Source organism: Parapedobacter flavus, from assembly GCF_035818675.1.
Taxonomy (GTDB): Bacteria; Bacteroidota; Bacteroidia; order Sphingobacteriales; family Sphingobacteriaceae; genus Parapedobacter; species Parapedobacter flavus.
Map to the genome: position 1 here is coordinate 234026 of NZ_JAYKZZ010000015.1, position 24157 is coordinate 258182.

Annotated in this window: 20 protein-coding genes; 17 read left to right on the forward strand and 3 right to left on the reverse strand. The window is 51.7% G+C overall.

What is annotated here, in order from left to right; genetic code table 11:
* Nucleotides 1–32: 32 nt before the first annotated feature.
* Nucleotides 33–212 (reverse strand): hypothetical protein, encoded by a 180-nt coding sequence (locus U9S71_RS13205; RefSeq protein ID WP_326327977.1) that lies wholly within the window; start codon nucleotides 210–212, stop codon nucleotides 33–35.
* A gap of 354 nt (nucleotides 213–566) precedes the next feature.
* Between U9S71_RS13205 and U9S71_RS13210 the strand changes: the two genes are divergently transcribed.
* The 4 genes from U9S71_RS13210 (at nucleotide 567) to U9S71_RS13225 (ending at nucleotide 5889) form a co-directional block, all read left to right on the forward strand.
* The gene (locus tag U9S71_RS13210) at nucleotides 567–1868 is read left to right on the forward strand and encodes a purple acid phosphatase family protein (RefSeq protein ID WP_326327978.1); all 1302 of its coding nucleotides are present in this window, start codon (nucleotides 567–569) and stop codon (nucleotides 1866–1868) included.
* A 362-nt stretch (nucleotides 1869–2230) separates the two neighbouring features.
* Nucleotides 2231–2398, forward strand: a complete 168-nt coding sequence (locus tag U9S71_RS13215) for a hypothetical protein (RefSeq protein ID WP_326327979.1) — start codon at nucleotides 2231–2233, stop codon at nucleotides 2396–2398.
* A 30-nt stretch (nucleotides 2399–2428) separates the two neighbouring features.
* Nucleotides 2429–2797, forward strand: a complete 369-nt coding sequence (locus U9S71_RS13220; protein WP_326327980.1) for a response regulator — start codon at nucleotides 2429–2431, stop codon at nucleotides 2795–2797.
* Nucleotides 2794–5889 (forward strand): lantibiotic dehydratase, encoded by a 3096-nt coding sequence (locus tag U9S71_RS13225; protein ID WP_326327981.1) that lies wholly within the window; start codon nucleotides 2794–2796, stop codon nucleotides 5887–5889. The genes U9S71_RS13220 and U9S71_RS13225 overlap by 4 nt, the downstream gene beginning before the upstream one ends.
* Here U9S71_RS13225 and U9S71_RS13230 read toward each other — a convergent pair.
* Entirely contained in the window at nucleotides 5867–6565 is a 699-nt protein-coding gene (locus U9S71_RS13230) for a LytR/AlgR family response regulator transcription factor (protein ID WP_326327982.1), read from the reverse strand. The genes U9S71_RS13225 and U9S71_RS13230 overlap by 23 nt on opposite strands.
* A gap of 6 nt (nucleotides 6566–6571) precedes the next feature.
* The gene (locus U9S71_RS13235; RefSeq protein WP_326327983.1) at nucleotides 6572–7675 is read right to left on the reverse strand and encodes a sensor histidine kinase; all 1104 of its coding nucleotides are present in this window, start codon (nucleotides 7673–7675) and stop codon (nucleotides 6572–6574) included.
* A gap of 295 nt (nucleotides 7676–7970) precedes the next feature.
* Between U9S71_RS13235 and U9S71_RS13240 the strand changes: the two genes are divergently transcribed.
* The 13 genes from U9S71_RS13240 to U9S71_RS13295 all read left to right on the forward strand — a co-directional run.
* Complete coding sequence (locus U9S71_RS13240) at nucleotides 7971–9008, forward strand: efflux RND transporter periplasmic adaptor subunit (RefSeq protein WP_326327984.1); 1038 nt, start codon at nucleotides 7971–7973, stop codon at nucleotides 9006–9008.
* A 23-nt stretch (nucleotides 9009–9031) separates the two neighbouring features.
* Nucleotides 9032–12229 carry an efflux RND transporter permease subunit gene (locus tag U9S71_RS13245; protein ID WP_326327985.1) on the forward strand — a complete coding sequence of 1066 codons (3198 nt, stop codon included), beginning with the start codon at nucleotides 9032–9034 and terminating at the stop codon, nucleotides 12227–12229.
* Nucleotides 12226–15276, forward strand: coding sequence for an efflux RND transporter permease subunit (locus U9S71_RS13250; protein ID WP_326327986.1), 3051 nt, complete (start codon nucleotides 12226–12228; stop codon nucleotides 15274–15276). The genes U9S71_RS13245 and U9S71_RS13250 overlap by 4 nt, the downstream gene beginning before the upstream one ends.
* 3 nt (nucleotides 15277–15279) lie before the next feature.
* Nucleotides 15280–16758: a TolC family protein gene (locus U9S71_RS13255; protein WP_326327987.1), complete on the forward strand. Its 1479-nt coding sequence runs from the start codon at nucleotides 15280–15282 to the stop codon at nucleotides 16756–16758.
* Nucleotides 16759–16783: 25 nt separating this feature from the next.
* Nucleotides 16784–17146, forward strand: a complete 363-nt coding sequence (locus U9S71_RS13260; protein WP_326327988.1) for a LytTR family DNA-binding domain-containing protein — start codon at nucleotides 16784–16786, stop codon at nucleotides 17144–17146.
* A 120-nt stretch (nucleotides 17147–17266) separates the two neighbouring features.
* Nucleotides 17267–18736 carry a hypothetical protein gene (locus tag U9S71_RS13265; protein ID WP_326327989.1) on the forward strand — a complete coding sequence of 490 codons (1470 nt, stop codon included), beginning with the start codon at nucleotides 17267–17269 and terminating at the stop codon, nucleotides 18734–18736.
* Complete coding sequence (locus U9S71_RS13270; RefSeq protein WP_326327990.1) at nucleotides 18729–19409, forward strand: glycosyltransferase family 2 protein; 681 nt, start codon at nucleotides 18729–18731, stop codon at nucleotides 19407–19409. The genes U9S71_RS13265 and U9S71_RS13270 overlap by 8 nt, the downstream gene beginning before the upstream one ends.
* Entirely contained in the window at nucleotides 19406–19774 is a 369-nt protein-coding gene (locus U9S71_RS13275; protein WP_326327991.1) for a DUF2304 domain-containing protein, read from the forward strand. The genes U9S71_RS13270 and U9S71_RS13275 overlap by 4 nt, the downstream gene beginning before the upstream one ends.
* A gap of 105 nt (nucleotides 19775–19879) precedes the next feature.
* On the forward strand, nucleotides 19880–21145 hold the full coding sequence (locus U9S71_RS13280) for a hypothetical protein (protein WP_326327992.1): 1266 nt from the start codon (nucleotides 19880–19882) through the stop codon (nucleotides 21143–21145).
* Between the two features lie 55 nt (nucleotides 21146–21200).
* On the forward strand, nucleotides 21201–21578 hold the full coding sequence (locus U9S71_RS13285) for a hypothetical protein (protein WP_326327993.1): 378 nt from the start codon (nucleotides 21201–21203) through the stop codon (nucleotides 21576–21578).
* Between the two features lie 152 nt (nucleotides 21579–21730).
* A complete protein-coding gene (locus U9S71_RS13290) occupies nucleotides 21731–22975 on the forward strand; it encodes a DUF4934 domain-containing protein (RefSeq protein ID WP_326327994.1) in 1245 nt (414 codons plus the stop codon).
* Between the two features lie 49 nt (nucleotides 22976–23024).
* A complete protein-coding gene (locus tag U9S71_RS21080; RefSeq protein ID WP_436410328.1) occupies nucleotides 23025–23390 on the forward strand; it encodes a DUF1573 domain-containing protein in 366 nt (121 codons plus the stop codon).
* Nucleotides 23391–23717: 327 nt separating this feature from the next.
* Nucleotides 23718–24157: glycosyltransferase family 2 protein (locus U9S71_RS13295; protein WP_326327995.1), on the forward strand; the 440-nt coding region annotated here is incomplete at its 3' end.

A 24157-nucleotide genomic window follows, 5' to 3' on the forward strand; every position in this document is an offset into this window, starting at 1 on the left:
TAAATAATTATTGCCTTTTGTGTCTATAACATTTACATCTCGGTTTCATTTTTCTTAATGTTGTTGTATTTCCTTGATTTTACGTTGATGGTTCCTTCCCATCGTTTACATTCGCCTGTTTCATGTTGGCTAAGGTCGGTTGGCGCTGACCGACCGTAGCCGTTGTTTTTGTTTCCGGGGCCTGCCCGGATTGGGTGCTGTTTGATTTCCATATGAAAGACTTTTGTTTTGCAGGGACAAATTGAAGAGAAAAGCAAAGGCTGGGAAATTTTTGAACAAACTTGGACAAACTTGGACAAACTTGAACAACGTACAGACTTTGTTTCTCAACGGATCAACCATTGAAGCAAATTAATGCATGCAATTTCAACGGGAATCATGTTGGCGTAAATTGGCGTAAATTGGCGTGAATTTGCGCCAAATTCCGCCAAAGCGCCTACTCAGTTGACTTACTTCGCTAACATCCTACAATAGCCAGCCAATTTGGTATAAACGCCGGAGGGGTTAACGAGATACCTTTGGGGATATTAATTCAATTAAAAGTTCAACGTTTACTTTCGTATCCAATGCGTGCTAAAAGCAAACAACGTATCGTTAGCCTTCTGTTTCTTGTAGCTGCCTGCAATTGGTTGCCGGCCGCTGGTCAGGAGCTGACCGATTCCCTGCCGCGGCGTATTATTTTAAATGTGACGGAAGATCTGGCATCCTCAATTGCGATTAACTGGCAAACATCGGGTCAAGTGAAAGCGAGTTTTGCAGAGCTCGCCGTCGCCGATGCGGATCCCCGTTTCGTAGCGAGGGCGATTAGGAAAAAAGCAGCAACCGAGCGGGTGAACCTAGGGGATGCCGTTTCGCCCAACTACCATTCATTGATTTTCGACGACCTTATTCCCAATACCAAATATGCGTACCGGGTCGGTGGAGGAAACCATTGGAGTGAATGGTTCCATTTTGTTACCGCCAGTGATAAGCCGACAGATCCGTTCCAGTTTATCTATTTCGGCGACGTGCAGGTAAATATCCGGTCGCTGTGGTCGCGCGTCGTACGGGAGGCATTCGCGAAAGCGCCGAACGCCCGGTTACAGCTGTATGCCGGTGATCTCATCAACCGTGCAAACCGAGATGAAGAATGGGCCGATTGGTTTGCGGCTGGAGGATTCATCCACAGCATGATCCCCGGACTCCCTTCGCCCGGCAACCACGACCATGTTGACTTACCCAATGGAGAAAGGGCCGCATCGGTATTTTGGAGACCCCAGTTTAATCTGCCACTAAACGGCCCCGAAGGATTGGAGGAAACCTGTTATTTTGTCGATGTGCAGGGGGTAAGATTTATATCCCTTAATTCGGACCAAGCCGAAGAATCAGACCATTACTTGGAAACCCAGCGGATATGGCTGGAGCGCATTTTGGAGCATAACCCCAATACCTGGACGGTCTTGACCTTCCATCATCCCATCTATTCACCCAAAGGCACACGGGATAACAAGCGGATGCGTGAAACATTCAAGCCGCTTTTCGACCGTTATGGAGTTGACCTGGTGCTCCAGGGCCACGACCACACCTATGCGCGGGGGATGGACAAGATCCCGATGGATGACAACGGAAAAACATCGGGAACCATGTATGTGGTTTCGGTAAGCGGTCCGAAGATGACCGGTAGCCACGTGGAGAAAAAATCTTGGATGGATCGATCGGCAATCTACACCCAATTATTTCAAATCATTGATGTCTCTCCCCAGAAATTATCTTTTAAGGCTTATTTGGCCACCGGAGAACTTTATGACGCATTTGATTTGATCAAGCAAGAAGGAGCCAAAAATAAATTGATTGACAAGGTACCGGCGGGTATGCCGGAGCGTCAGTGAATCGGTCACCTTGCGGACCGGATACAATTAAACACTTGCCGGTAAAAGGTAAACACGGACGGTAAGGAAGCATTTGCTTGCCGCGTATGAGTAAATGCTACCCATATCGTTTCACGGTATGGCCAGCGGGTGAACATCTTACCCGGATCTATCGGCCGTGGTTTGCGCCTAGACATTTACCATGAAATCTGGTTTTCTGTCAACGAAATTAAGCAATGTCCCAAAATTGCACGTTCTGGTACGAATCGGTCGTTTGGTGTGAAAATGTTTCCATTTGGTTGATTAAATTTTTCCGATAACCCTCCAATGGGCAATTTAGCATAAAACCGATTGTTTTATCATTACGTAAAATTGAATTAAGCATGGAAAAATTGACCATTGAACAAATCGAGCAGTACCTACGCGTCGACAAAGAAATCATTTGCAGTGTAAACCATCAACAGACGCGGGAGGGGCAGCCTTTATGGGGCGAGGATACCAGTAGTAGTATAACGTTTACCACGACAACAACCGGACTGATGAACGGATGATGTCCGACCGGGCGCGAATAGCTGCATAGCATGTACGATTGTATCATCGTGGAGAATGAACCGCAGTCGATTGCGATGATGAAAGATTGCATTTCGAGCAGAACGGATTTACGGCTTGTCGGTGTAGCAAAAGAACTGGAGCAATTCAGGCTATTGTTAACAGACGTTACCCCGGATATTATCTTCCTGGATTTCGTCATCCCCCCGGGCATCGCCCGGGGGTTCCATTATGGCATGTTGCCAAAGGGTTCGAGCATTGTCGTCATATCGGCAATACCCTTGCACCTTTATGCTGATGCCCATCTCTTGCATTCGCCCTATGAACTTCCCAAACCCGTTTCGTTGAACATGTTCAATCAATGTATTCAACAAATTATCACTGCGCGGAATGAAAGATGACGCGTAAAGAACAGGGCATGGAGGCGTTAGATTTCTTTCTGCTACGAGTACCCAGGCTTCCGTTGAAGACTTTGGGAAACCTCAATAGCCATAATACAGTAGATGCGCTCGATACCTATTTCCGGAAGCTTTTTGACCACCCCGAGTTGCAGGATGCCATTTTTCTGGCCAGCGAAGAACTTGCGTCGTTACTCGACGGATGTTTGAAGTGCCATGAGCCCATTCCGCTTGGCATCCTTACGACAATGTATAAGTATGTGTCACGAATGGCGATGAGGGCGACGCCATTCGGGAAGTTCTCGGGAATCGCGCTGGGCGAGATCGGTGATGGAACTGAAATCGGTCTGACGGGACATCAAGCCTGTTCCTTCCGTTTTGATATGGGTTTAACGGTGTACCTGTCTAAGCAAGCATTGAAAGACCGATCGTTGCGCTATAATTTACGGTTTAGAAGCAACGAAAGCTTATATGAGCTGGAAAGCCAATTTCGCTACATAGAATACCAAGATGTCGGCAATAAACGTACGTACAGGTGGGTGCGGGTACCTAAGACACCTGTTTTGCTCGCTATTATTGCGCACGCGAAAGAAAGCCAATCTTTTAGTCGGTTAATCGACCTGCTGGTAGTGATGGGCATACCGGCCGATAGGGCCGCATCATATCTGAATACCTTGGTGGATGAACAGCTGCTACTTCCGGATCTGGAACCCGCCGTAACGGGGGGCGACCATTTTCAGCTACTTTTCGAAAAAATAATGGCTTCCGCCCCCAACCATCGGCTGGTCACCGCCCTCAAGGAAATGCACCATATACGGGATGGATGCGCAACGGCTCGAGCCACGGTTTCGGCCACCAAGGCATCATTAGGTACACTCCTGCACGGTTGGACAGGTAAAGATATTATACAAGCGGATTCGCGAGTGGTTGCGCACCAAAACCGGTTGGACAAGGGAATGGTAGATACCCTTCTAAAAGAAATCAATCAATTGTTGCCGTTAAACCGGGTAAATATTCCGCCGTCGTTGCTAATGTTCAGACGACGTTTTGTCGCTCGGTATGGTGATATGGAAATACCTTTGATGGAAGCACTTGACCAAGACCGTGGTATTGGCTACGGGGAAAAAAATGGCCAGTATCTGGAGAATAGTCCGTTGCTGAAGGGTTTGGCGTTGAGCCACCATATTGGTAGCGCCGACGGGCATTTGCCGTTTGCACACCAAATCCTCGGACGATGTTGGCGTGGTATGGGGACTTCCGTACGTGAGGTTATGCTGGACGCTGATCACATTGAAGGTATCGCTGCTAAGTCGACCGACCACGCGTTACCACTGTCGGGCTATATGTTTGGCAATTTACTGCAATCAGTCGGCACGTCCGGCAATAAAGACGATTTCCGTTTCAACCTGCTAGCCTGTGCCGGCCCGTCAGCCCTTCCGTTGATGGCCCGGTTTTCCCATCTCGACACCCAGCTAAGGAACAAGATTGTCGCTTGTGCTACCGCGGAACAGCAAGCATGCCCCGATGTTATATTAGCTGAGGTCGTCCATCTTCCCAAAGAGCGTATGGGGAATATCTTGCAGCGCCCTGCACTGAGGCGGTACGAGATTCCGTTACTTGGAAGAAGCGGAGTAGATAGCGACTTCCAGCTACCGTTGTCCGACCTTTTGGTAACTGTACGGGACGGGCGGGTTGTGTTGCGTTCGCTGCGGTTGGGTAAAGTGGTGGAGCCCCGGTTAAGCAGTGCGCACAATTACCGTTTCGGTATCACTGCTTATCAATTCCTGTGCGACCTCCAGCACCAGACAAATGCCTTGGATATTTCCTGGGATTGGGGAACAATGAAATCCCTTCCTTTCTTACCCCGGATCAGCTACAAACACCTTATCCTATGTCGTGCGCAATGGAATATCCCACAATCGTTCCTTGCTGAATTTCCGAACATCGATTATGAGGAGGTTGCGTGTCGTTTACAAAAGGATTTCGATTTACCCCAGCATACGCTCTTAGCAGATGCCGATAACGAGCTTCCTCTCGACCTCGCTAACCCTGTCGCTCAAAAGGTGCTGGTGGATCGACTGAAAAAGGGGAATCTGAAATTGTATGAATCGCTATTCCATGAATTCCAAAGTCCCGTGGTAGATCAGGATAACCTACGCTATGCAAATGAAGCAATCATTCCCTTTAAAACCGGGTCTACCATCCGAGCTTCTAAAACGGCACCACACGCTATGGTAAACATCCAACGTGATTTCCCGCCCGGATCCGAGTGGGTTTATCTGAAACTTTATTGCGGCGAGCGGGATGCTGACGATATCTTGTCCAATAACATTGCTCCGCTCGTGAAAACTTTTGTTGATGCGAAATCGATCGAAAAGTGGTTCTTTGTCCGCTATCACGATCCCGAACCGCATCTTAGGATCAGATTCCTGTTAGCGGACGCAAGGATGTTCCCGCAATTGGCCAAGCATATTGGCGAAAATATCATGCCATTGCTAGCAAGTAGACAGGTGCAACGCATGGTATACGATACCTACACGCGGGAATTGGAACGCTACGGATTCGATACGATGGAAAGTTGTGAGTCCATTTTCCATATAGACAGTTGTTGTATTTTACAATTGCTACCCCTGTTTTTGGGTCCAGAAGGCGAACGGTTGCGTTGGCTCAGCGCGATGGCCGGAGTCGCACAATTGCTTGCTGCTTTCGGGCTCGATACGGTAACCAAGCAGAGATGGCTTGACGCTTGGAAATTAGCCTTTTATGAGGAATTTGCGATGGATAAGAAACGGCAACGATCACTTGACCTCCGTTACAGGGAACATCGGCTTGTTTTGGAGGCGTTTTTAAATGAAGAAACAACCCATCAATCGGTACATGTCGCCCTCGGTTATCGACGGGATGCTCTACAGCGGATCGTCGGACAAATGGGCACACGCCGAGCGCAGCAACAGTTGTTATTAAGCCTGTGTCACATGTTCCTCAACAGGCTGTTTTTTTCCGATCAGCGCACGCATGAATTGACGGTCTACCACTTTCTCGCTAAATACTACCACGCTACAGCCAAACGCCTCAACCAAGTCCAAATCGCTTGAATAATTCATCGCGGTACTGCCGGCCGATGGGGATGTTATCGATATTGCCTTTCATCGTGATTTCGGATGTTCCAACCGACCGTACGTAGTGTAGGTTCACGATAAATGACTTTTGTACGCGCATAAAGCTGTCCTTTGGCAGCAAGAGTTCCATTTTGCCCAGGTTTTTGTGTATTAGATATTCCTTCTTGTCGTCGACAACGATCCGGGTGTATTCCTTTTCGCCCTTTAAATAGACAATCTCATCCCGTTGCAGGATCAGGTTGTAGCAGCCGTCTTTCACCGTCAGAAAGAACGCTTCGTTACTTTTACCTTCCGGTTGGCGAAAAAAGGCTTTGACCTTACCAACGGCTTTCAGAAACCGGCCATGATCAAAGGGTTTGACAATGAAATCCAATACATCGAGCTCATAGCTGCTTGCCGCGTAATCGGGATTTGCGGTCACAAATATAAATAGAGGTGGGTTCTTGATACTTTTCAGTAACGAGATGCCGTCCATATCAGGCATGGCGATATCCGTAAAAACCACATCAACGGCGTGTTTGCTTAGAAAATGCCAAGCGTCGGCAGCATTGGAAAAGACGCCTTTCAGATCGAGGTCGGGCGTTTTACGAATACTGTCCTCCAAATGTGCCCTGGCTAGCGGTTCATCATCAAGGGCTATGCAGCTCATCATACTTTATTATTTTAACGTTAACATTAAGGTTACTTGATACTTATTGACTTGTGTGTCGGTTTCCAACTCGTGCCTTTCGGGATAGTACTGCATCAATCGCCGCTTTGCATTTTCCAGACCAATACCGCTCTGGGGGGGTGCTTTCGCCAGGGGGTTAAGACCATTGGCAACAGTGAGCACCAGCTGATCGTTTTCCACAGCAAGTGAGATGGTTACCCAAGCGTTCTGCAGGCTCCTGTTGGGACCATGTTTGAACGCATTCTCCACAAAGGGGATAAGCAGGAGCGGGGCAACGGTGTAGGGCTCTTGTGGCTCAACGATTTCTACGACAACGGGAAGCGATTTTTCGTAGCGAATGCGGGCCAGTTCGATGTAGTTTTGCAGAAAATCAATTTCGTTCCTTATCGGGATGAGCTCTTGTTTCGATTCATGTAGGATATACCGCATTAAATGGGCCAGCCGAAGAACGGTTTCAGGTGTATCGGCATGACTTTCTTTGGCCATTTGGTAGATGTTGGTGAGCGTGTTGAACAGGAAGTGCGGCGAGATTTGCGATTTGAGGAAATCGAGTTCGAGCTGAAGACTATGCTGTTCTAACTTGGCCGCCCGGTAACTTTGCTCCATAAGCGATTTCATGAGCTTGGGCGATAGCGGTAGCGTAACGAGAAATACATAATCAAGTGCTAAAACCGATACGTTGTGCGGGTACACCATGCCGAGGGGGCCATTGGAAAGAACAAGGTCAAAAAAGAACTTCAAATAATTCCCGGATGCGGGGAAATAGTTGACAATGATAAAGCAAGCCGCGTATGTACCGGCTGCCCACAAAAGATATCCGAACACCACCCAAAAGAAGGTAAGTAGCCACTTCCCTTTCAGCAACCAATTGGAAATCACGAAAGAGGTAGTGCCGTAGAAGATGGTAAGGACTACGATCATGTCTTTCAGGATGAATACCCATGCCACATCTTTCGCGATGCGCCGATAGTTAAGGGTATAAAACAAAAGCACCAGAAGCCAAAAAATGACGTGGCAGACGACTCTTGTTTTTGGTGTGTACCAGTTAAACCAGTTGAATTCAGACAGTTTATTAGTCGATTGGGCTTGCATAATAGAATTTAATCGAATTGGTAGGCCATTTTTAATTGAACGACGGCCGATAAATATAGCAGATTATCCTTGGTTTGTTGCAAAAAAGTTGGCTTTGGTAGTAAAAGTTTGGAATTTGGTTGTAGGTCTTCTTATGTTTGCGGTACAATCAGTAAATTTATCAGCAGGCACCGTTCGTATTTGGAGCCTTGATTGATGTGATTTTTGAAGTTAAACCAATGAATAAACCGTGAAGGAAGTACAGTTCATTTTTTATCGGATACCCCTAATATCCGCCGGCTTGTTGTGGGGTGTTATGATGTTTTCTTGTAGGCAATCACCTTCTGCCGGTGATTCACCGCCCGCATCTGCGGCGGTTGTACAAACTGAAGAACAACCCACCGAGGTGAAAACCGTGACGGTGGAGGAAGTTCCGTTCCAGCAGGAGCTGATGGCCAACGGCCGATTGAGCGCGATCCAGAAGGCCGACTTGCGTTTCCGCGTGGATGGTTTGGTGGAGCGTTTGCATGTTACCGAGGGCAGCAGGGTGCAGGCCGGCCAGTTGCTGGCCACACTCAACGACGAAGTGCAGCAGCAGGCGTTGCAACAGGCCGCCCTCCGGCGGCAGCGGGCCGTGATGGATTATGAAGACCAGCTCCTCCGTTTGGGGTACCGACCTGCCGACACGGCCGCACTCGACGAGGAAGTGAAGCGGGTGGCCCGCCTCCGCAGCGGGCTCAGCGATGCGCTGCTCGAATGGCGGAAAGCAGAAAAGGACGTGCACCATACCCAGCTATATGCGCCATTCGCCGGAAAGATAGCCAACCTGAAAGCGAAACCATACAATACCACGGCCGGGTTGGAATATGTGTGTTCGCTGATCGACGACCGCGAGCTCCACGTGGAATTTGCGGTGCTGGAACAGGAGCTCGATTTCGTGCGGCATGCCGGTTCCGTACGCGTAACGGCTTTCAGTGAAAAGGACAGGGCGTATGAAGGCAAGATCACGAGTGTGAACCCACAGGTAGACAAATCGGGCATGGTGTTGGTGAAGGCCGTGATTAAAAACCAAGGTGGCGGATTGATCGATGGCATGGGGGTGAGCGTGGCGGTGTCCCGCAACTGGGGCGACCAATTGGTGGTGCCCAAGGAAGCGGTGCTCGACCGCCAGGGCCGTAAGGTCGTCTTTACGGCCACGGACAGTGGGACCGCGTATTGGAACTATGTAGAGATCAGCCATGAAAACAGTACCCATTATGCCATCAAAGAAGGCCTGGAGCCCGGCAGCCAGGTGATTTACGAAGGTAATTTCAACCTGGCGCACGATAAGCCGGTTACCATCATTGCCCAGTAACGACCCGGATGCCCCTAGTGCCGATGAAGAGCCAAAGCCCCCGCAAACCGTTCCCCGCCTTCAGCATCCTGGTGGTCTGCCTCATGCTGGGGTTGGTGGGCCTGGCACTCATTCCGCAGCTCTCCATCCAGTTGACCCCCAGCAGGAGTTATGCTTCCGTTACCGTTCAATGTGCCATGCGCGGGGCTTCGCCCGAGGTTGTCGACCTGGAGGTCACCAACCCCATTGAACGTACGCTTGCGCGCCTGCATGGCGTACAGCATATCCGGTCCACATCGGGCCATGGCACCGCCAACGTGCACGTATCGTTGGATAAATGGACCGACCCGGCAACTTTCCGCTTCGAGGCAACCACGGTGCTGCGGCAATTATATCCCCAACTGCCGGCGACGGCATCCTATCCCGTTGTCTATTTAAACCGGCCGGCAGCGAGCAATGCATTCGGCAGGGATATCATTGGCTATACCCTCGGAGGTCCAGACGCCGCGGAGGGCATCACCGCCGTGGCCGAGCTACGTATCCGCCCCGTGCTGGCTGAAATAAAGGGCCTCTATCGTGTAGACATCACCGGTATACGCCCCACGCGTGTGGCGGTGGACGTAGACCAGGCCCGGCTCCGCCAGCTGGGTAGTGGCCTATCCGATTTCCAGCGGCAGCTGCAGGAAGGGCTTGCCGTGAAAGGGCTCGGCGTGGTGCGGTGGGGTGGGGCCAAGGTAGACCTGGCCATCGACCGCTGCATGGCCGGCGCAGACGACCTTCTGGGGTTTCCGCTAAGGGGCCGCAACGGAGCGGTGTTCTACCTGCGCGATGTGGCCACCGTAGCGATGCAGCACACCACCCCCACATCGCACTACCGCATCAATGGGGAGGAACTGGTGTATATCAATATGGCCCCCGAAGCACACGTGAACAACATCAAGCTGGCCCGCGAAATCCGGCTGGCCATGGAGGGGGTAGCGAACGAGCTGGTGGCCGACGGGTACCGCCTGGACCTGGTCTATGACAATACCGAGTACATCCAGGAAGAGCTGGGGAAGATCTATTTGCGCACGGGCCTTTCGGTGCTCATCCTCCTGCTCTTCGTGATGCTTATTACGCGCAAATGGCGCTACCTGCTCATCGTGGTCCTCTCGCTGGCCGTCAACGTGGCCGTATCGCTCATTTTCTATTACCTCTTCCGGTTGGAGATACACCTCTACTCGCTGGCGGGTGTCACCATTTCGCTGGGGTTGATCATCGACAACGTGATCGTCATCGTGGAGGATATCCGCCATACGGGCCGCAACCGGATTTTCGCGGCTATCCTGGCCTCCACGTTGACGGCCCTCGGGGCCCTGAGCGTGATTTTCCTGTTGGAGGAAAATGCGCGGTTGAACCTGTTGGACTTCGCCCTGGCCATCATCGTCAACTTACTGGTGTCGCTGCCGGTGGCCTATTTCTTTATCCCGGCCCTGCTGGAGCGGCTGCCGGTAACGATCAGGCCCGGCAAGTTGTTTTTCCGCCGCAAGCGGCTGGTGGTGCGGTTCAGCAGGGGGTATCGGCGGCAGCTGGCCTTCATGCTGCGCTTCCGGTGGCTGTGCCTTTTGGTGATGCTCCTGTGTTTTGGCTTGCCGCTGTTCATGCTCCCCCAAAACATTGAGGGGGAGTCGTGGTGGGCCAAGGCCTATAACCAGACCATTGGTAGCAACTTTTATAACGAGGTGCTGCGCGATAAAGTGAATAAATACGCCGGGGGAGCCCTATACCTGTATACCAGCAACCGCATGGGGAATTCCGGCGGCGGGGGCGAAGAAGACCGCGTGCAGCTTTTCGTTCGCATCACCATGCCCAACGGCGCAACCTTGCCCCAGATGGATGCCGTGGTGCGCGAGTTCGAGGGCTTCTTAACCCGGTTTCCCGACGAAATCGAGCGCTTCGAGGCCCGGGTTTCCGGCGCCAACAGCGCCGCCATCAGCATCCGTTTCAACAAGGGCTTCGAGGGTGCTTTCCCCCATCGGCTGAAACGCCTGCTGGAGAACCGTGCCATCTTATCGGGTTCGGCCGATTTCGGCGTTTACGGTGTGGGGCGTGGGTTCAGCAATGCTATTGATCTGGACAACTTCGATTCGACCATCGAACTGCGGGGCTACCATTATGGGCAGCTGCAAGCCATCGGCCTGCAGGTGCGCGATACGCTGTTGCGCAACCCGCGCGTGCAGGATGTCGTGATTAGCACACTGGGGCGCTGGCAGCAGCGGCGCTACGAGGAATTCATGGTGGGCATCGACCGGCCGACGTACCTGGTGTCGCGCCATATCGGCCGGCAGGCCATGGGGGCGGCGTTGCAAACCCTCGACGAGCGGTCGGCCCTCATCGGCACGGTCGAGTCGGCCCCCGGCGTGTTCACACCGGTGGCGGTGCACACCAACCGGGGCAACACCGCCCCGGTGTGGTCGGTGATGCACGCCCCGCTACAGGTGAACGACTCGACGATGGTGCGCCTGGCCGACGTGTCTTCGGTAGCCAAAGTGCGGGTGGGCGACGCCATCATCCGCGACAACCAGGAGTACCTGCTCAACGTGCACTACCGGTTCATCGGCACCTACCAGCTGAACGAAATCGTGAAGAAGCGCGTATTGGAAAGCATCCGGCCGACCTTGCCCTATGGGTATGCCGTGGATGTGCCCCGGTCGTCCGGGTGGTTCGGCGGGGGCAGCGACGACTACACGCACCTGTGGCTCGTGGCCCTGGTGCTGCTCATCATCTACATGATCTGCGCCATCCTGCTCGAGTCGTTCCGCCAGCCCTTTGCCGTGGTGCTGATGATCCCGTTTTCGTTCATCGGCGTTTTCCTCACCTTTTATTTCCTTTCGCTGCAATTCGACCAAGGGGGGTATGCGTCGCTGCTCCTGCTCAGCGGCCTGGTAACGAATGCCGCCCTGTATATCATCAACGATTTCAATTATTTGCGGCGGGGCCGCCCCGCGGGTGCTACCCGGGGTAGGGAAGTGTTTATCCGCGCCTTCCATGCCAAGGCAATGCCCATCCTGGTTACCACGCTGTCGGCCATCCTTAGCCTCCTGCCGTTCATGATCAGTGGCGAGGAAAAAGGATTTTGGTTCACGCTCTCGGCGGGGACCATCGGGGGGCTGCTATTTTCCATCCTGGGTGCTTACCTGCTGCTTCCGCTCTGCCTGCTGGCGCGGCCGCAGCGCCACATCTCCAAACGACCGAAGAAATGATCCGATTTTTAGTCTATAGACCCATCGCCGTACTGGTCAGTTTTTTTGCCTTATTGCTGCTGGGCATCACCGCCTACCTGTACCTGCCCACGTCGCTGCTGCCCAAGGCCGATATCCCCGAAGTCATCGTGCTGCTTTCGGGCGAGAACCTGTCGGCCGAGGAGGTGGAGCAGCAACTGGCCACGCCGATCCGCAACGGCCTGCTGCAACTGCATGGGTTGGAGCGGATAGAAAGCCGCGCCTCGGAGGGCAGCGCCACGATCCGGGTGCGTTTCGAGGCAGGATCAGACATCAGCCTGCGCTTCATCGAGGTGAACGAGAAGGTAGACCTGGCGATGAACAGCCTGCCGCGCGAGGCCGAGCGGCCGTTGGTGGTGAAGATGGGTGTTGACGACATCCCCGTATTCCAGCTCAGCGTATTGCCGCGCGACAGCCTGGTTACGCCTGCTCGGATGGTGGCCGTCAGCACGTTCGTGCGCGAAACCATCAGTCGGCGCATCGAACAGCTGGCCGAAGTGGCCATGGTAGATGCCACGGGCCTGATGCAGCCCCAGGTGCAGATTGAGCCCAAGGCGGGTTATCTGGAGAGCTTGGGCCTGGGCGGCGGGGTGCTCACCCAGGCGTTCCGCGAGAACGAGATCAGTCTGGGCAACATCCAGGTGGCGGATGGCCACTACCGGTATTTCCTCAAATTCGCCACCGATGTGGCCTCGCTGGAAAGCCTGCGGGCCACTCCCGTAAATATCAACGGCCGGGTATTCCGGCTGGGTGAGCTGGCCACGGTGACGCTCACCCACGCCGAAGAAACGGGTGCTTTTTATAGCGACGGGCGGCGGGCCATCAACCTCGACATCATCAAGCAGCCCTCGGCCCGCATGGAAGACCTCCAGGCGCACTTCGGCGAACTGCTTGCCCAGATGCGGCAAGCCTACCCCGATCTGGCGTTTGTGGTATCGCAAGACCAGACCGAGCTGCTCGACTATGCCATCGGCAACCTCCGGCAGGACCTGTGGCTGGGCGGTATCTTCGCGGCGCTATTGATGCTGGTGTTCATCCGCAAGGTGAAGCCGGCCATGCTCATCGGTATCACCATCCCCGTTTCGCTGCTGGTCAGCCAGCTGGGGTTCTACCTGCTGGGCATATCCATCAACATCATTTCATTGGGGGGGCTCATCCTGGGCTTGGGGATGATCATCGACAGTTCCATCGTGGTCATCGATAACATCAACCGCTACCGCGATGCGGGACGGCCCGTATCCGAGGCGGCCATCCAGGGTACGGATGAGATTATCCGGCCCCTGCTCACCTCCGTGCTCACCAACTGTGCGGTATTCATCCCGCTGATTTTTTTAAGCGGATTGGCGGGGGCGATTTTTTTCGACCAGGCGCTTTCGGTCATCGTTGGCGTGGTTTCGTCGCTGTTGGTTTCGCTGTTGCTGCTGCCCCCCTTATACACGCTGGTCTATCCCGAACGGCCGGGCGGGCGGCGTGCGGAGCCCGAAATCAAGGCCCGCGTGCATGTAACGGGCTGGTACGAAGGAGGACTCGCCCTTGTTTTCCGCAGGCCCGTGGTCACGTGTTTGGTGGTGGTGGCGCTCCTCGCCGTGAGCATCGGGCTGTTTGTGGCCTTGGATAAGACGCGCTTGCCCGAGCTCACGCGCGACGACTTCGCGGTTTCGATCGACTGGAACGAGCCCATCGATGCCGCCGAAAACTGGAACCGCGTGCAGGGGCTATTGGCCGGTATGGGCGACAGCATGGGCACCATCCATGCCTGGGTGGGCGAGCAGCAGTATGTGTTTGACCGCGGCCAGCGGCAGGGGCAAAGCCAGGCCCGCCTATACATCCAAGCCGCTGGCGGCACAGACCCCACGGCCTTGCAGCGCCAGCTGCCCCCACTGGTGGCTGCGCAGTACCCCCATGCGGTGATGGACATCGCCCCCGCGCAGAATGCTTTCGAGGCCGTCTTTGCCGACCGGATAGCGCCCCTGCGGCTGGAGGTATCGGAAAGCGAGCGCCAGGAGATGCCCGACCCCGAAGCGATGCTGCGCCTGGTCGACTCCCTGCGCCGGGCGCTGCCCCACGCCCACATCGGCCCGGTGGCGCTCCACGACAAGGTGCTCATCCGGCTCGACGCCGAAAAAGCCGCACGCTATGGGGTGGGGCTCGGCGAGCTGTCGGCGCAGATCCAGTCGGCCTTCCGGCCCACCTTGGTCGACCACTTCCAAAGCGGGCAGGCCGTGGTACCCATCCTGTTGGTGCCGGGTGCCGAACGCGATGTAAGCGCCATCTTGGCCCGCTCGTTTATCCGCAAGTCCGAAGGCGTAGCGATTCCGTTGTCGGCCTTAGTGGAGACCGCGCGGACGAACAGCTATCGCCACCTCACGGCCGGTGCACAGGGGCGCTATTATCCGGTGGCCATCCACACCGATAGCGAGGCGAGGGACCTCCCGGTTATCCGCAATCTTCTGGAGCGGGCTTTCCCCACGCTCGACGTGACTTTCGGCGGGGCCTACTTCGATAACCGGGCGCTACTTGGTGAAATGGCACTCATCCTGTTGGTGTCGGTGCTGTTGCTGTATTTCATATTGGCCGCGCAGTTTGAATCGCTGGTACAGCCCTTGTTTATCCTCGTGGAGCTACCCATCGCCATATCGGGCGCGTTGCTCGCGCTATACCTGGCCGGCAACAGCATCAACCTGATGTCGTTGATCGGCGTGGTGGTGATGTCGGGCCTCATCATCAACGACTCCATCCTGAAGATCGATGCCATCAACCGGCTGCGCAAGGCGGGCATGCCGGTTATGGAAGCCATCTACGAAGGGGGGCATAAGCGGCTGAAGCCCATTGTGATGATCACGCTGACGAGCATCGGAGCACTGGCCCCGACGCTGTTCATGCACGATTTGGGGTCGGAATTGCAGCAGCCACTGGCGCTCACCCTGATCGGTGGGATGGTCGTCGGGCTGTTCGTCAGCCTATTTTTCGTGCCTTTGCTCTATTGGTGGGTGTACCGGAAGCGCCGCCCCAACGAACCATTAACTTGATATATGATGAACAGAACCATAATACAGGGTGTTATCTTTTTGCTCGTTGCGGGTGGCGGCCACCTCTCGGCGCAGGAGCGCACCATTACGCTGCAAGAAGCCGTCCGGCTGGCGCAAGAGCATTCGTTTGAATACAAGGTGGCCTTAAATAGCTACCAAAGTAGTGTATGGAGCTACCGGAACTACATGGCCTCATTCCGGCCGATGCTCTACCTCGATGGTACCATACCCAATTACAGCCGGGCCATCAGTAAGATCACGCTCCCCACGGGCGAGGACACGTTCGTGTTGCAGAACCAGGCCTACAGCACGTTGAACCTGGGCATCCGTCAGAATGTGGCCCTTACGGGGGGTGTGGTGTCGGTCAGTTCCTCGCTCAACCGCATCGATGTGTTCGGCAACAACCGCCAGATCCGGTATTCGTCGGTTCCGGCATCCATCTCATACTACCAGAATGCCATTGGTTACAATCCCTTCAAATGGCAGAAAGAAATCGAGCCGCTACGGTTCGAGTCGGCCGACCGTGCGTTCGTGACCCGGATGGAAGCGATCGGTGGACAGACGGTGAGCCATTACTTCGATATGCTGGCCGCGCAGGCGCGGCAGGAGCTTTCGCGGCAGAACCTGGCCAAGGCCGATACATTGCATGGCATCGCCCGGGAGCGGTTCAAACTCGGCACGGTGGCCCAGAGCGAGTTGCTACAGCTCCGGCTGAACGTGCTGAATGCGCAGAACCAGGTGACGAAAGACAGCGTGGATGCCGTGCTGGCGCGGCAGCGCTTCGCGCGTTACCTGCTGTTGCCCACCGACCAAAGCTGGCGGCTGGCCGTGCCGGAGGACGTGCAGTTCATGGATATTCCTGTTGACGACGCATTGGCCCATGCACAGGCCAACAGCCGGCAGGTGATCGATTTCCGGCTGCAGCGGCTTGAAGGCGAGCAACAGGTGGCCGAAGCGCGGGCGCAGAACGGGCTTAAGTTCAGCGTGCAGGCGAACTTCGGGCTGTCCAACACCGCGCCGACTTTTCCCAGCCTGTTCAACCAGATGGAAAACCAACAGCATGTGCTGGTGGGGTTTTCGGTGCCCATATTGGATTGGGGGCTGGCCAAGACGCAGCGCTTGCGTGCGGAGGCCAACCTGGCGATGGTGGAAAGCCAGATCGAACAGGGCGAGATGCAACTGGAACAGGAGATTGCGCTGCATACCGCCCGTTGGAACCTGCATCGCCAGCAACTGGCGGTGGCGCAGGAAACACGCGACATTGCCGTGCGCAATTACGACCTGGAGATCGAGCGGTTCCTGCGGGGCATGATCACCATCAATGACTTGAATGCCGCTCAGGCACAAAAGGATAGTGCCAGCAATGGTTACATCAGCGCCGTGCGGACGTATTGGGAGCTGTATTATACGCTGCGGCAGCTGACGCTGTTTGATTTTGAGGAAGGGGAAAGGATTGTCTTTCAGACGGATATTGTGAAATGAGTAAACCGATCAAAAACGAAAGCACATGGATACTAAAACAATCATCATTAGAAGCACCGATAAAACCGATTTTGTAAACTGTGATCAGATTTGCTATTGCCTGGCATCGGCATCGTACGCCGAAATCACCCTTGAAAACGGATTCAAAATAACGGTAACCAAACCATTGAAATGGGTGGCCAGCCAGGCCGATTTACCTTATCTCATCCGTATCAGCCAATCGGCACTGGTTAATATCAAACATATTGTACGCATTCACCCGCGCGATCGGACGGTTGAAATGACAGATGGGGAACAGATACGGTTCACTCTTACCATCAAAAAACTCGAGTGGCTCATACAAGAAGGATCACAAAATAATAAATCAAACGGTACGGATAATAGCTGAGAGGGCTTATATACTAGTTGGGATGCCCTGAATAAAAAAGCGCTGGTTTGGGGGTTTGCCTTAGTGGAAAATGCTTCTTAGCATTGTATAGGATAACACTAACCACCGAGATAAACAATAATGTCTTTACAATCTGTCAAAACATATGCCCGGCTTTTGCCCCTGCTTGTCTACCTCATATTGGGCTGTGCATACCTCTACTGCATCCGGGCGGACCACAACTGGGGTGATGATTTTGCTTTTTACTTCAGTCAAGCACGCGCATTGACGCAACATTCAGTAGACCGGCTGATTGAATATAACCTGTTTTGCATCAAAGCCTCCAGTGCGGAATTCTTTTCACCTGTGCTGGCTCCATGGGGGTGGCCAATCCTGCTATCTGTTGTCTATCTGTTTTTCGGTGCAAATATCGTGGCCTTCAAAGTGCTGGTGATTCTCTTCTTTTTTCTATTCCTCGGCATGCTGTACCTGTTATTCAAAAATAAACTTAATGTGGTGCTGCTTCATGTTTTTATCTTTTACTTGTTTGCCAATACCTATTATTTTGACCATACAACTGTGGTATTGTCTGAATTGCCGTTTCTTTTTTTCGCAGCGTTGGGTCTGTATTTGATCGATCGCTATGATGGCCAATCCCCTACACTTAGGCTGATGATTGTTATGGGTATCGTTCTTTCATTTGCAGCCTTCATTCGGACCGAAGGTGTTTTGCTTTTCGGGGCGCTGCTGTCGGTCCAGCTCAGGCAGGTGCTGCAGACCAAGGTGGTTACCATAGGTGTATGGAAAAGAATCGGTATCCCCTATATCAGTGCCGGTGTATTCGTCCTGTTATTCATTTCTTTCTTTGATAGTGGTTTCATTTCGCATGTAAACCACCTTAAACTTGTGTCGGCACAGACAGTTGTCCAATCGCTGGAGCGGCTTTATAACGGCTATGGTGCATTGTTTTCCCCTTATTTGGCACAGCCACTGAAAAGTCTGGTTTACGGTCTTTTTCTTTTGGGGTTATTTTCGAGGTTCTGCAGGGATCTGCCGATCAGCATATTCCTAATAGGGCTGCTGGCTGTATTTATTATCTGGCCGTTTCACGAATTGCGTTACCTGTATCTTTCGTTTCCCTTCATCTTGTATTTCAACATCCAGGGGTTGGTCCGTTTTTCGACCTACCTATTCAAGGGTTTGGTATTCGCTTATTCGGTTGCCGCGGTTGCGGTTGTCGTCACCGCGATCGGATTTTACGTCCACCTAGGTCGTATTGATCGGTCAGCGGTAACAGAAGGTCCGTATACAGCACAATCCAAAGAAATGTTCCAGTATATCCGCGAATATACCGATAGCGATGCCGTGGTGGTTTTCTTCCGACCCAGGGCATTGACGTTTTTTGCCGAAAGGCGTTCGGCGATGATTTATGATTATATCGAGAACGTGATCATGGCTGGCGATTACATGGTTTTAGATCATGGAAAAGGAAGTTATTTCCAAATAGATCCCGATACCGTCGAGGCGTATCGGCAACGGTTCCCGACGAAGTTGGTTGAAGTATTCCATAACCGGCAGTTTACCGTATTCAAAATTCTGAAGGATGGATAACAGTTATGTAATTGTACCCGTTTTTAACGAGGATGTAGACCTGGTACGCAAAACGGTGGAGCGGCTCTCTCGCCTCCCTTTAAACATCGTTGTCGTAGATGATGGCAACGACCCTTCGCTGGAAGGAGATATCGCCGATTTGCCGGTGTATTATGTGCGGCATGGGGTAAACTTGGGGCAAGGCGCAGCGTTGCAGACCGGTATTGAATTTGCCGCCCGGATGGGTGGTGATACGTTTGTGACTTTTGATGCAGATGGCCAGCACAATGAAAATGACATCGTCGGGTTGATTACGGCGCTCAGACGAGAAAAACTGGATGTGGTATTTGGTTCCCGCTTTATGACGGCGGGGAGTAATGTCCCTTGGAGCAGGAAGATCATCCTCAAGGGCGCGATTTGGGTCAATTACCTGTTTACCGGTATCCGGATGACCGATGCGCACAATGGTCTCCGCGTGTTTAACACCAATGCCGTCCCTGCATTTAGATTTCGGGAGAACCGGATGGCCTATGCGACGGAGTTGCTCCTGAATATGAAAGCAAATCGGCTCACTTTTGGTGAGCGCCCCGTTAAGATTTCGTATACCGGGTACTCGCTACAAAAAGGACAGCGGAATATCGACAGCCTATTTGTTTTGAAAGATTTGATCATCCATAAAATATTGCGCTCATGACGATTATTCAGGTTATACTTAGCCTATCGGCCCTTGGACTGGGTTTTTTGGGGCTTTCGAGTTTCAAACGACCGGTCTTTCTGAAAGTATTGGTTTCAATCGCCACGGTGGTGGCTATTTTATTGATTATCAATCCCGACTACAGTAACCGGTTGGCGGAATGGGTCGGCGTGGAGCGGGGAGTGGATGTGGTGATTTACCTAGCTATTGCCTTTTTTCTTTTCCTACACCTGAGGCTCTACGTGAAGGTTCGGAAGCAGCGTGCAGATATTACCACTATGGTGCGCGAAAATGCGATCAGTCGGGCGATGGCCGGCGCACAACAATACGTTGAAAATAACCCGGATGGTCAATATAATGCCTGAAAGGATGGAAATAATCGCTGGGACGATTGAAATAATAAACAGCGGACATGTGGACTTGTAGGCGTCCGCGATATGTAGTAACATTGTGAGGAAGATAAACCAGTTATGGAATTGAGTGTCAAAATCATGGAAAATCGCTTGCCGACCGTTGCAGGAGGGATTCCTTATCTGTTGCTCGCAGGGCTTTCCGTGCTGGTACTTTATCCCGCACTTTTCCATGGTTTCTCACAGCGGAGTGGCGACGATAACTGGATGCTATATGAGAACCCCGCTGTATGGAACTTGGATTGGGAAACCATCCGGCATTATTTCACGCACTTCTACAGCGGCCAGTATTCGCCCCTCAATACGCTGTACTATGCGTTGATTTATCGTTTTTTCGGGCTTGCACCGTTCTGGTATCATCTGTTCAGCTTGGTTTTTCATGTGATCAATGTCATGTTGGTGTATGCATTTGTAGGGCGCTTGTTGTCGGCGCGCCGTTTAGTTGTCGATAGCCCGCTTGATGCCAACAAGATGCGGCTTATCACATTTTTTACGGCACTGTTGTTTGCGATACATCCGGTACAGGTAGAATCGGTCGCGTGGATTTCGGCATCGAAAAATTTGTTGTATACCCTGTTTTTTTTGTTGGCGTTGCTCAGCTACCTGCGTTACCGGTCAGCCGGACGGTTGACGGGCTTTGCATTGACCCTGCTGTTCTACGTCCTTGCGTTCGGCTGTAAGGAGCAGGCGGTGGTGTTCCCTGCCTGTTTGCTGCTAATAGATGGATATACGGGGGTTGATTTAAAGAGACGTCGCTATTGGATGTCTATATTGCCATTTTTTTTATCGGCCTTGGGTATGGCCTTGGTGAGCCTACAGGCACAGGAGAGCGGTTTTGCGGCCAAACTGGCCAATGAATATTATCCCGTATGGCAGCGATTGGTATTATCCTGTTATGCATTTACCGAGTATCTGTATAAGAGCCTGCTTCCGATCCGACTGAATTATTGGTATGCGTTTCCGATGGAACCGGGAGAAGCGTTGCCGCTGTTTTACTGGTTTTATCCGTTGGTAGTGGCCTGCTTCGGTGTGCTCGTAGTGTCGGCTTGGAAGCGGGGCTGGAAGACGTTGCTGTTCGGGCTGGGTTTTCTGACGATCAACTTAGCGTTGGCACTACATATCATACCGATGGCGCGTGGTGTACTTATAGCCGACAGGTATCTTTACCTCGGTGGTATCGGGTTGTTTTTCGCGTTATCGCATTACGTATTGAGCCGAGGTAAGCTGCATATCTTCCGTTTCCCGGTGGATAGCCGTTTGGTGATGGGTATTTATTCCCTGTACATCGCAGTGTTCGCTTGGCAGTATGCTTCGGCGTGGAGTTAGGTTTGTATTTATGGATTTATTAACACGATAATTTTAAACATTAAATGATGTAATCATGAAAAGAATCAGATTAACAGCAGTACGTGCCATCGCAGCGGCGGTGTTTGTTTTTGCATTTATGCTCAACATTCACACGAATTTTGAAGGAGAAACGAGCCTGTTTGGGCAACCGTTGATTGGACAAACGGGGACAGGAACTGGCTCTGGTTCCGGTTCTGGCTCAGAACAGACACTTTATAAGCTAGAGGAGGTAAATTGTACCAAAGTATGTTGTTTAGATGCATTGGGCCATGAAGTCACTTATGTTTTTGGGAAAATCAAAGGATGCTTTGAAGGTTCAGACCCCAGTTGTAATCCTGAAGGGAACTGTGGTTCCATATATAATGAGAAAAAAGCAGAAGTCGACGCAGAATGTGATAGTCGCTGTTCTTGAGTTGTAACTTTTTAGCATTATTATACAAGTTGCACTTTTGGTGGATTTCAAAGACAACAAAATGTAACTTGTTTCTTTGCTGTTCTTCGACTACATGAATTCAACATAAACGACAGATGCAGTTTTTATAATTTTTCAATCATTTGTTCAGTATGAAAAGAAGTATATTGCAGCGCGCATCGCTTCGAGAGCTCTATTGTTTGGGCCGATTTAGGCTATCTTATATGGCGCACTTACTGGGTTTTGTTGCCGTATTTTGGTTGTGCACGTCGTGCAGTAGTGAACGGAGTCGAACAATCTATACAGACAACGGGGACCAATACGTTATTGATATGGCGGCAATGGAGCCCGTGGAAAGCTACAAAGAACTGATCAAGGAGATCGCTTTTATCCCGTTGGAAACGAACGAGCATAGCCTGCTGAGTCATATTGACAAGGTCGTATTTCATAAGGGCAGGTTTTATATTCATGATAGGCGGTTTGCCGCCCTGAAGGTTTTTTCGGAAGAGGGGAAATATATCCGATCGATTGGAAATATCGGGCGCGGCCCCGGCGAGTTCACCACCCTGATGGATTTTCTGCTCGACACCGAGGAAGACAAACTTCTGTTGCTGAGCAATAACGAAAAGGCTGTGATGGAATATGATCTGGAGGGTAATTACCTGCGGACAATGCAGACCAATGTCTTTGCCAGTTCGTTTGTGAAGATCGGTGATAGCTATCATTACTTCATCAATCAAAACAATAACGATGTTTCGGGTTTGAATAACCTGATCGTTATGGATGAGAATAGCCGTGTACTGGATAGACTATTTCCTTTTCCTGAAGCGTTTAACGTGATGCTGCCCGACCATAGTTTTTTATTGGGGAACGTCGATGGCGCACTTTTCCATCCCACGCTTTCGGATACTGTATTCCAATTGACAGCGAATCAGGAAATCTATCCCAAATACGTGTTTGATTTTGGGGAAAAGGCGCTTCCGCTGCCCATGCGCACATCGTACGAGGCATATAATACGGACGAGGTATATAACTATTCACGTCTGGGAAACCGCCTTGCAGAAACGGAGCATGTGATTTCGTTTAATTTTTTGGACGGCCGGTCTGTGATACCTTCCGCTTTTTGCAACAGGAATTCGGTGGATACGGTGCAGGGGAAAAAGGTACTGAAACCGTTGCGGCTTGGTTTCCCGATTTCTAATAGGCCTGTTTTGGGACTGTTGGGAGAAGATACTTTTATTACCTATCTTGGAGCTGAATATGCAGACTATGTTAGAGACCGTGTCTTGTTCAATGAATTGGTGCGTGAGAATTTTCCGGAGTTTTATGCCTTGGTTCCAGAATTGAAACCGGGAGATAATCCGGTATTGGTGACGTTTAAATTGGAATTTCCCTAATCAGATGCTGCATCGTACAATATCCATATGGTCCATCACTATGGTATTGATGTGTTTTTCTTGTTGCCGACAAGGAAATGAGGGAAATACCGGGTACACCTCGGAATTTGCGGAAATCACGATTGCTAATCCAGTTATCGATCTGGGCAGGGTGAAGAGCGGTGATTCTTTGAAGGTTTCGTTTAAGATTATTAATAGTGGAGATGTACCTCTTTCGATAGAGCGAGTGGTGCCTGATTGCAATTGTGCGGGAAGTAACTGGGAACCTGGATTGGTTTTTCCTTTGGATTCTACGTTTGTCACCGTTCGTTACGATACGGAATATCCTGGGTATTTTATGCAGAAGGTGACCATGTATTCGAATGCAGAAGGCCCTCCACGGGTACTGGTTTTTAGGGGGAAAACAGAATTTTAGTGAGTGTGGTTAGATTTAGATGGAACTCATCAAATACACTTGACTAGTGCTTTCTACATCTGCGTTGATTTGACAACGACTAGTTTTCATCTCCTAATTGACCATTCCATTGTATTATCAATAGTTTCCGATTCGTTGATACCCATAGAGTGCGATTTAAATTAAGCCGACCATCATAAGTGCCCGATAATCAGTAAGCTTGGTTTGTGAGTTACTGCTATTAGTTTTTCTTGGCTTGAGATTATGTGTTGATTCCCAAATTCATAGTTGTCAGCCGAAGTGCTTTACTCATAAATCCTTACATCGATTGATAAGATGAAGCGAAACATGAAACTCACAGTTATTGTCCCCTGCCACAACGAAGAAGGTAACATCCATCCGTTTCTTTCACGTACGGAAAACGCTGTTAAGGAGTATGATTACCGCATTATCTTCGTTGATGATGGTAGCACTGATGGTACGCTGAATGTGCTGAAAACGCTTTCGGCGACCCATCCGAGGATAAATTACCTGAGCCTTTCGCGTAATTTCGGCCAGCAGATGGCGCTGAAGGCAGGTTACGACCATGCCCTGTATGCGGACTGCGTGGTGTGCATGGACGCGGACCTGCAGCATCCGCCGGAGGCCATACCGGCTATGGTGGATAAATGGGCCGAAGGCTACGAGGTAGTATGCGGTGTCCGCCGGGAGCCGGAGCGGGGTGCGACGTCTTTTTGGAATCGGTTGGCCTCGCGACTGTTCTACCGGTTGATCAACCGCTTCGCCGA

What these genes read in the sequence shown, in the direction of transcription:
- U9S71_RS13205 (WP_326327977.1), bottom strand. Translation starts at nt 212, where the DNA reads ATGGAAATCAAACAGCACCCAATCCGGGCAGGCCCCGGAAACAAAAAC.
- U9S71_RS13210 (WP_326327978.1), top strand. Translation starts at nt 567, where the DNA reads ATGCGTGCTAAAAGCAAACAACGTATCGTTAGCCTTCTGTTTCTTGTA.
- U9S71_RS13215 (WP_326327979.1), top strand. Translation starts at nt 2,231, where the DNA reads ATGGAAAAATTGACCATTGAACAAATCGAGCAGTACCTACGCGTCGAC.
- U9S71_RS13220 (WP_326327980.1), top strand. Translation starts at nt 2,429, where the DNA reads ATGTACGATTGTATCATCGTGGAGAATGAACCGCAGTCGATTGCGATG.
- U9S71_RS13225 (WP_326327981.1), top strand. Translation starts at nt 2,794, where the DNA reads ATGACGCGTAAAGAACAGGGCATGGAGGCGTTAGATTTCTTTCTGCTA.
- U9S71_RS13230 (WP_326327982.1), bottom strand. Translation starts at nt 6,565, where the DNA reads ATGATGAGCTGCATAGCCCTTGATGATGAACCGCTAGCCAGGGCACAT.
- U9S71_RS13235 (WP_326327983.1), bottom strand. Translation starts at nt 7,675, where the DNA reads ATGCAAGCCCAATCGACTAATAAACTGTCTGAATTCAACTGGTTTAAC.
- U9S71_RS13240 (WP_326327984.1), top strand. Translation starts at nt 7,971, where the DNA reads ATGATGTTTTCTTGTAGGCAATCACCTTCTGCCGGTGATTCACCGCCC.
- U9S71_RS13245 (WP_326327985.1), top strand. Translation starts at nt 9,032, where the DNA reads ATGAAGAGCCAAAGCCCCCGCAAACCGTTCCCCGCCTTCAGCATCCTG.
- U9S71_RS13250 (WP_326327986.1), top strand. Translation starts at nt 12,226, where the DNA reads ATGATCCGATTTTTAGTCTATAGACCCATCGCCGTACTGGTCAGTTTT.
- U9S71_RS13255 (WP_326327987.1), top strand. Translation starts at nt 15,280, where the DNA reads ATGATGAACAGAACCATAATACAGGGTGTTATCTTTTTGCTCGTTGCG.
- U9S71_RS13260 (WP_326327988.1), top strand. Translation starts at nt 16,784, where the DNA reads ATGGATACTAAAACAATCATCATTAGAAGCACCGATAAAACCGATTTT.
- U9S71_RS13265 (WP_326327989.1), top strand. Translation starts at nt 17,267, where the DNA reads ATGTCTTTACAATCTGTCAAAACATATGCCCGGCTTTTGCCCCTGCTT.
- U9S71_RS13270 (WP_326327990.1), top strand. Translation starts at nt 18,729, where the DNA reads ATGGATAACAGTTATGTAATTGTACCCGTTTTTAACGAGGATGTAGAC.
- U9S71_RS13275 (WP_326327991.1), top strand. Translation starts at nt 19,406, where the DNA reads ATGACGATTATTCAGGTTATACTTAGCCTATCGGCCCTTGGACTGGGT.
- U9S71_RS13280 (WP_326327992.1), top strand. Translation starts at nt 19,880, where the DNA reads ATGGAATTGAGTGTCAAAATCATGGAAAATCGCTTGCCGACCGTTGCA.
- U9S71_RS13285 (WP_326327993.1), top strand. Translation starts at nt 21,201, where the DNA reads ATGAAAAGAATCAGATTAACAGCAGTACGTGCCATCGCAGCGGCGGTG.
- U9S71_RS13290 (WP_326327994.1), top strand. Translation starts at nt 21,731, where the DNA reads ATGAAAAGAAGTATATTGCAGCGCGCATCGCTTCGAGAGCTCTATTGT.
- U9S71_RS21080 (WP_436410328.1), top strand. Translation starts at nt 23,025, where the DNA reads ATGTGTTTTTCTTGTTGCCGACAAGGAAATGAGGGAAATACCGGGTAC.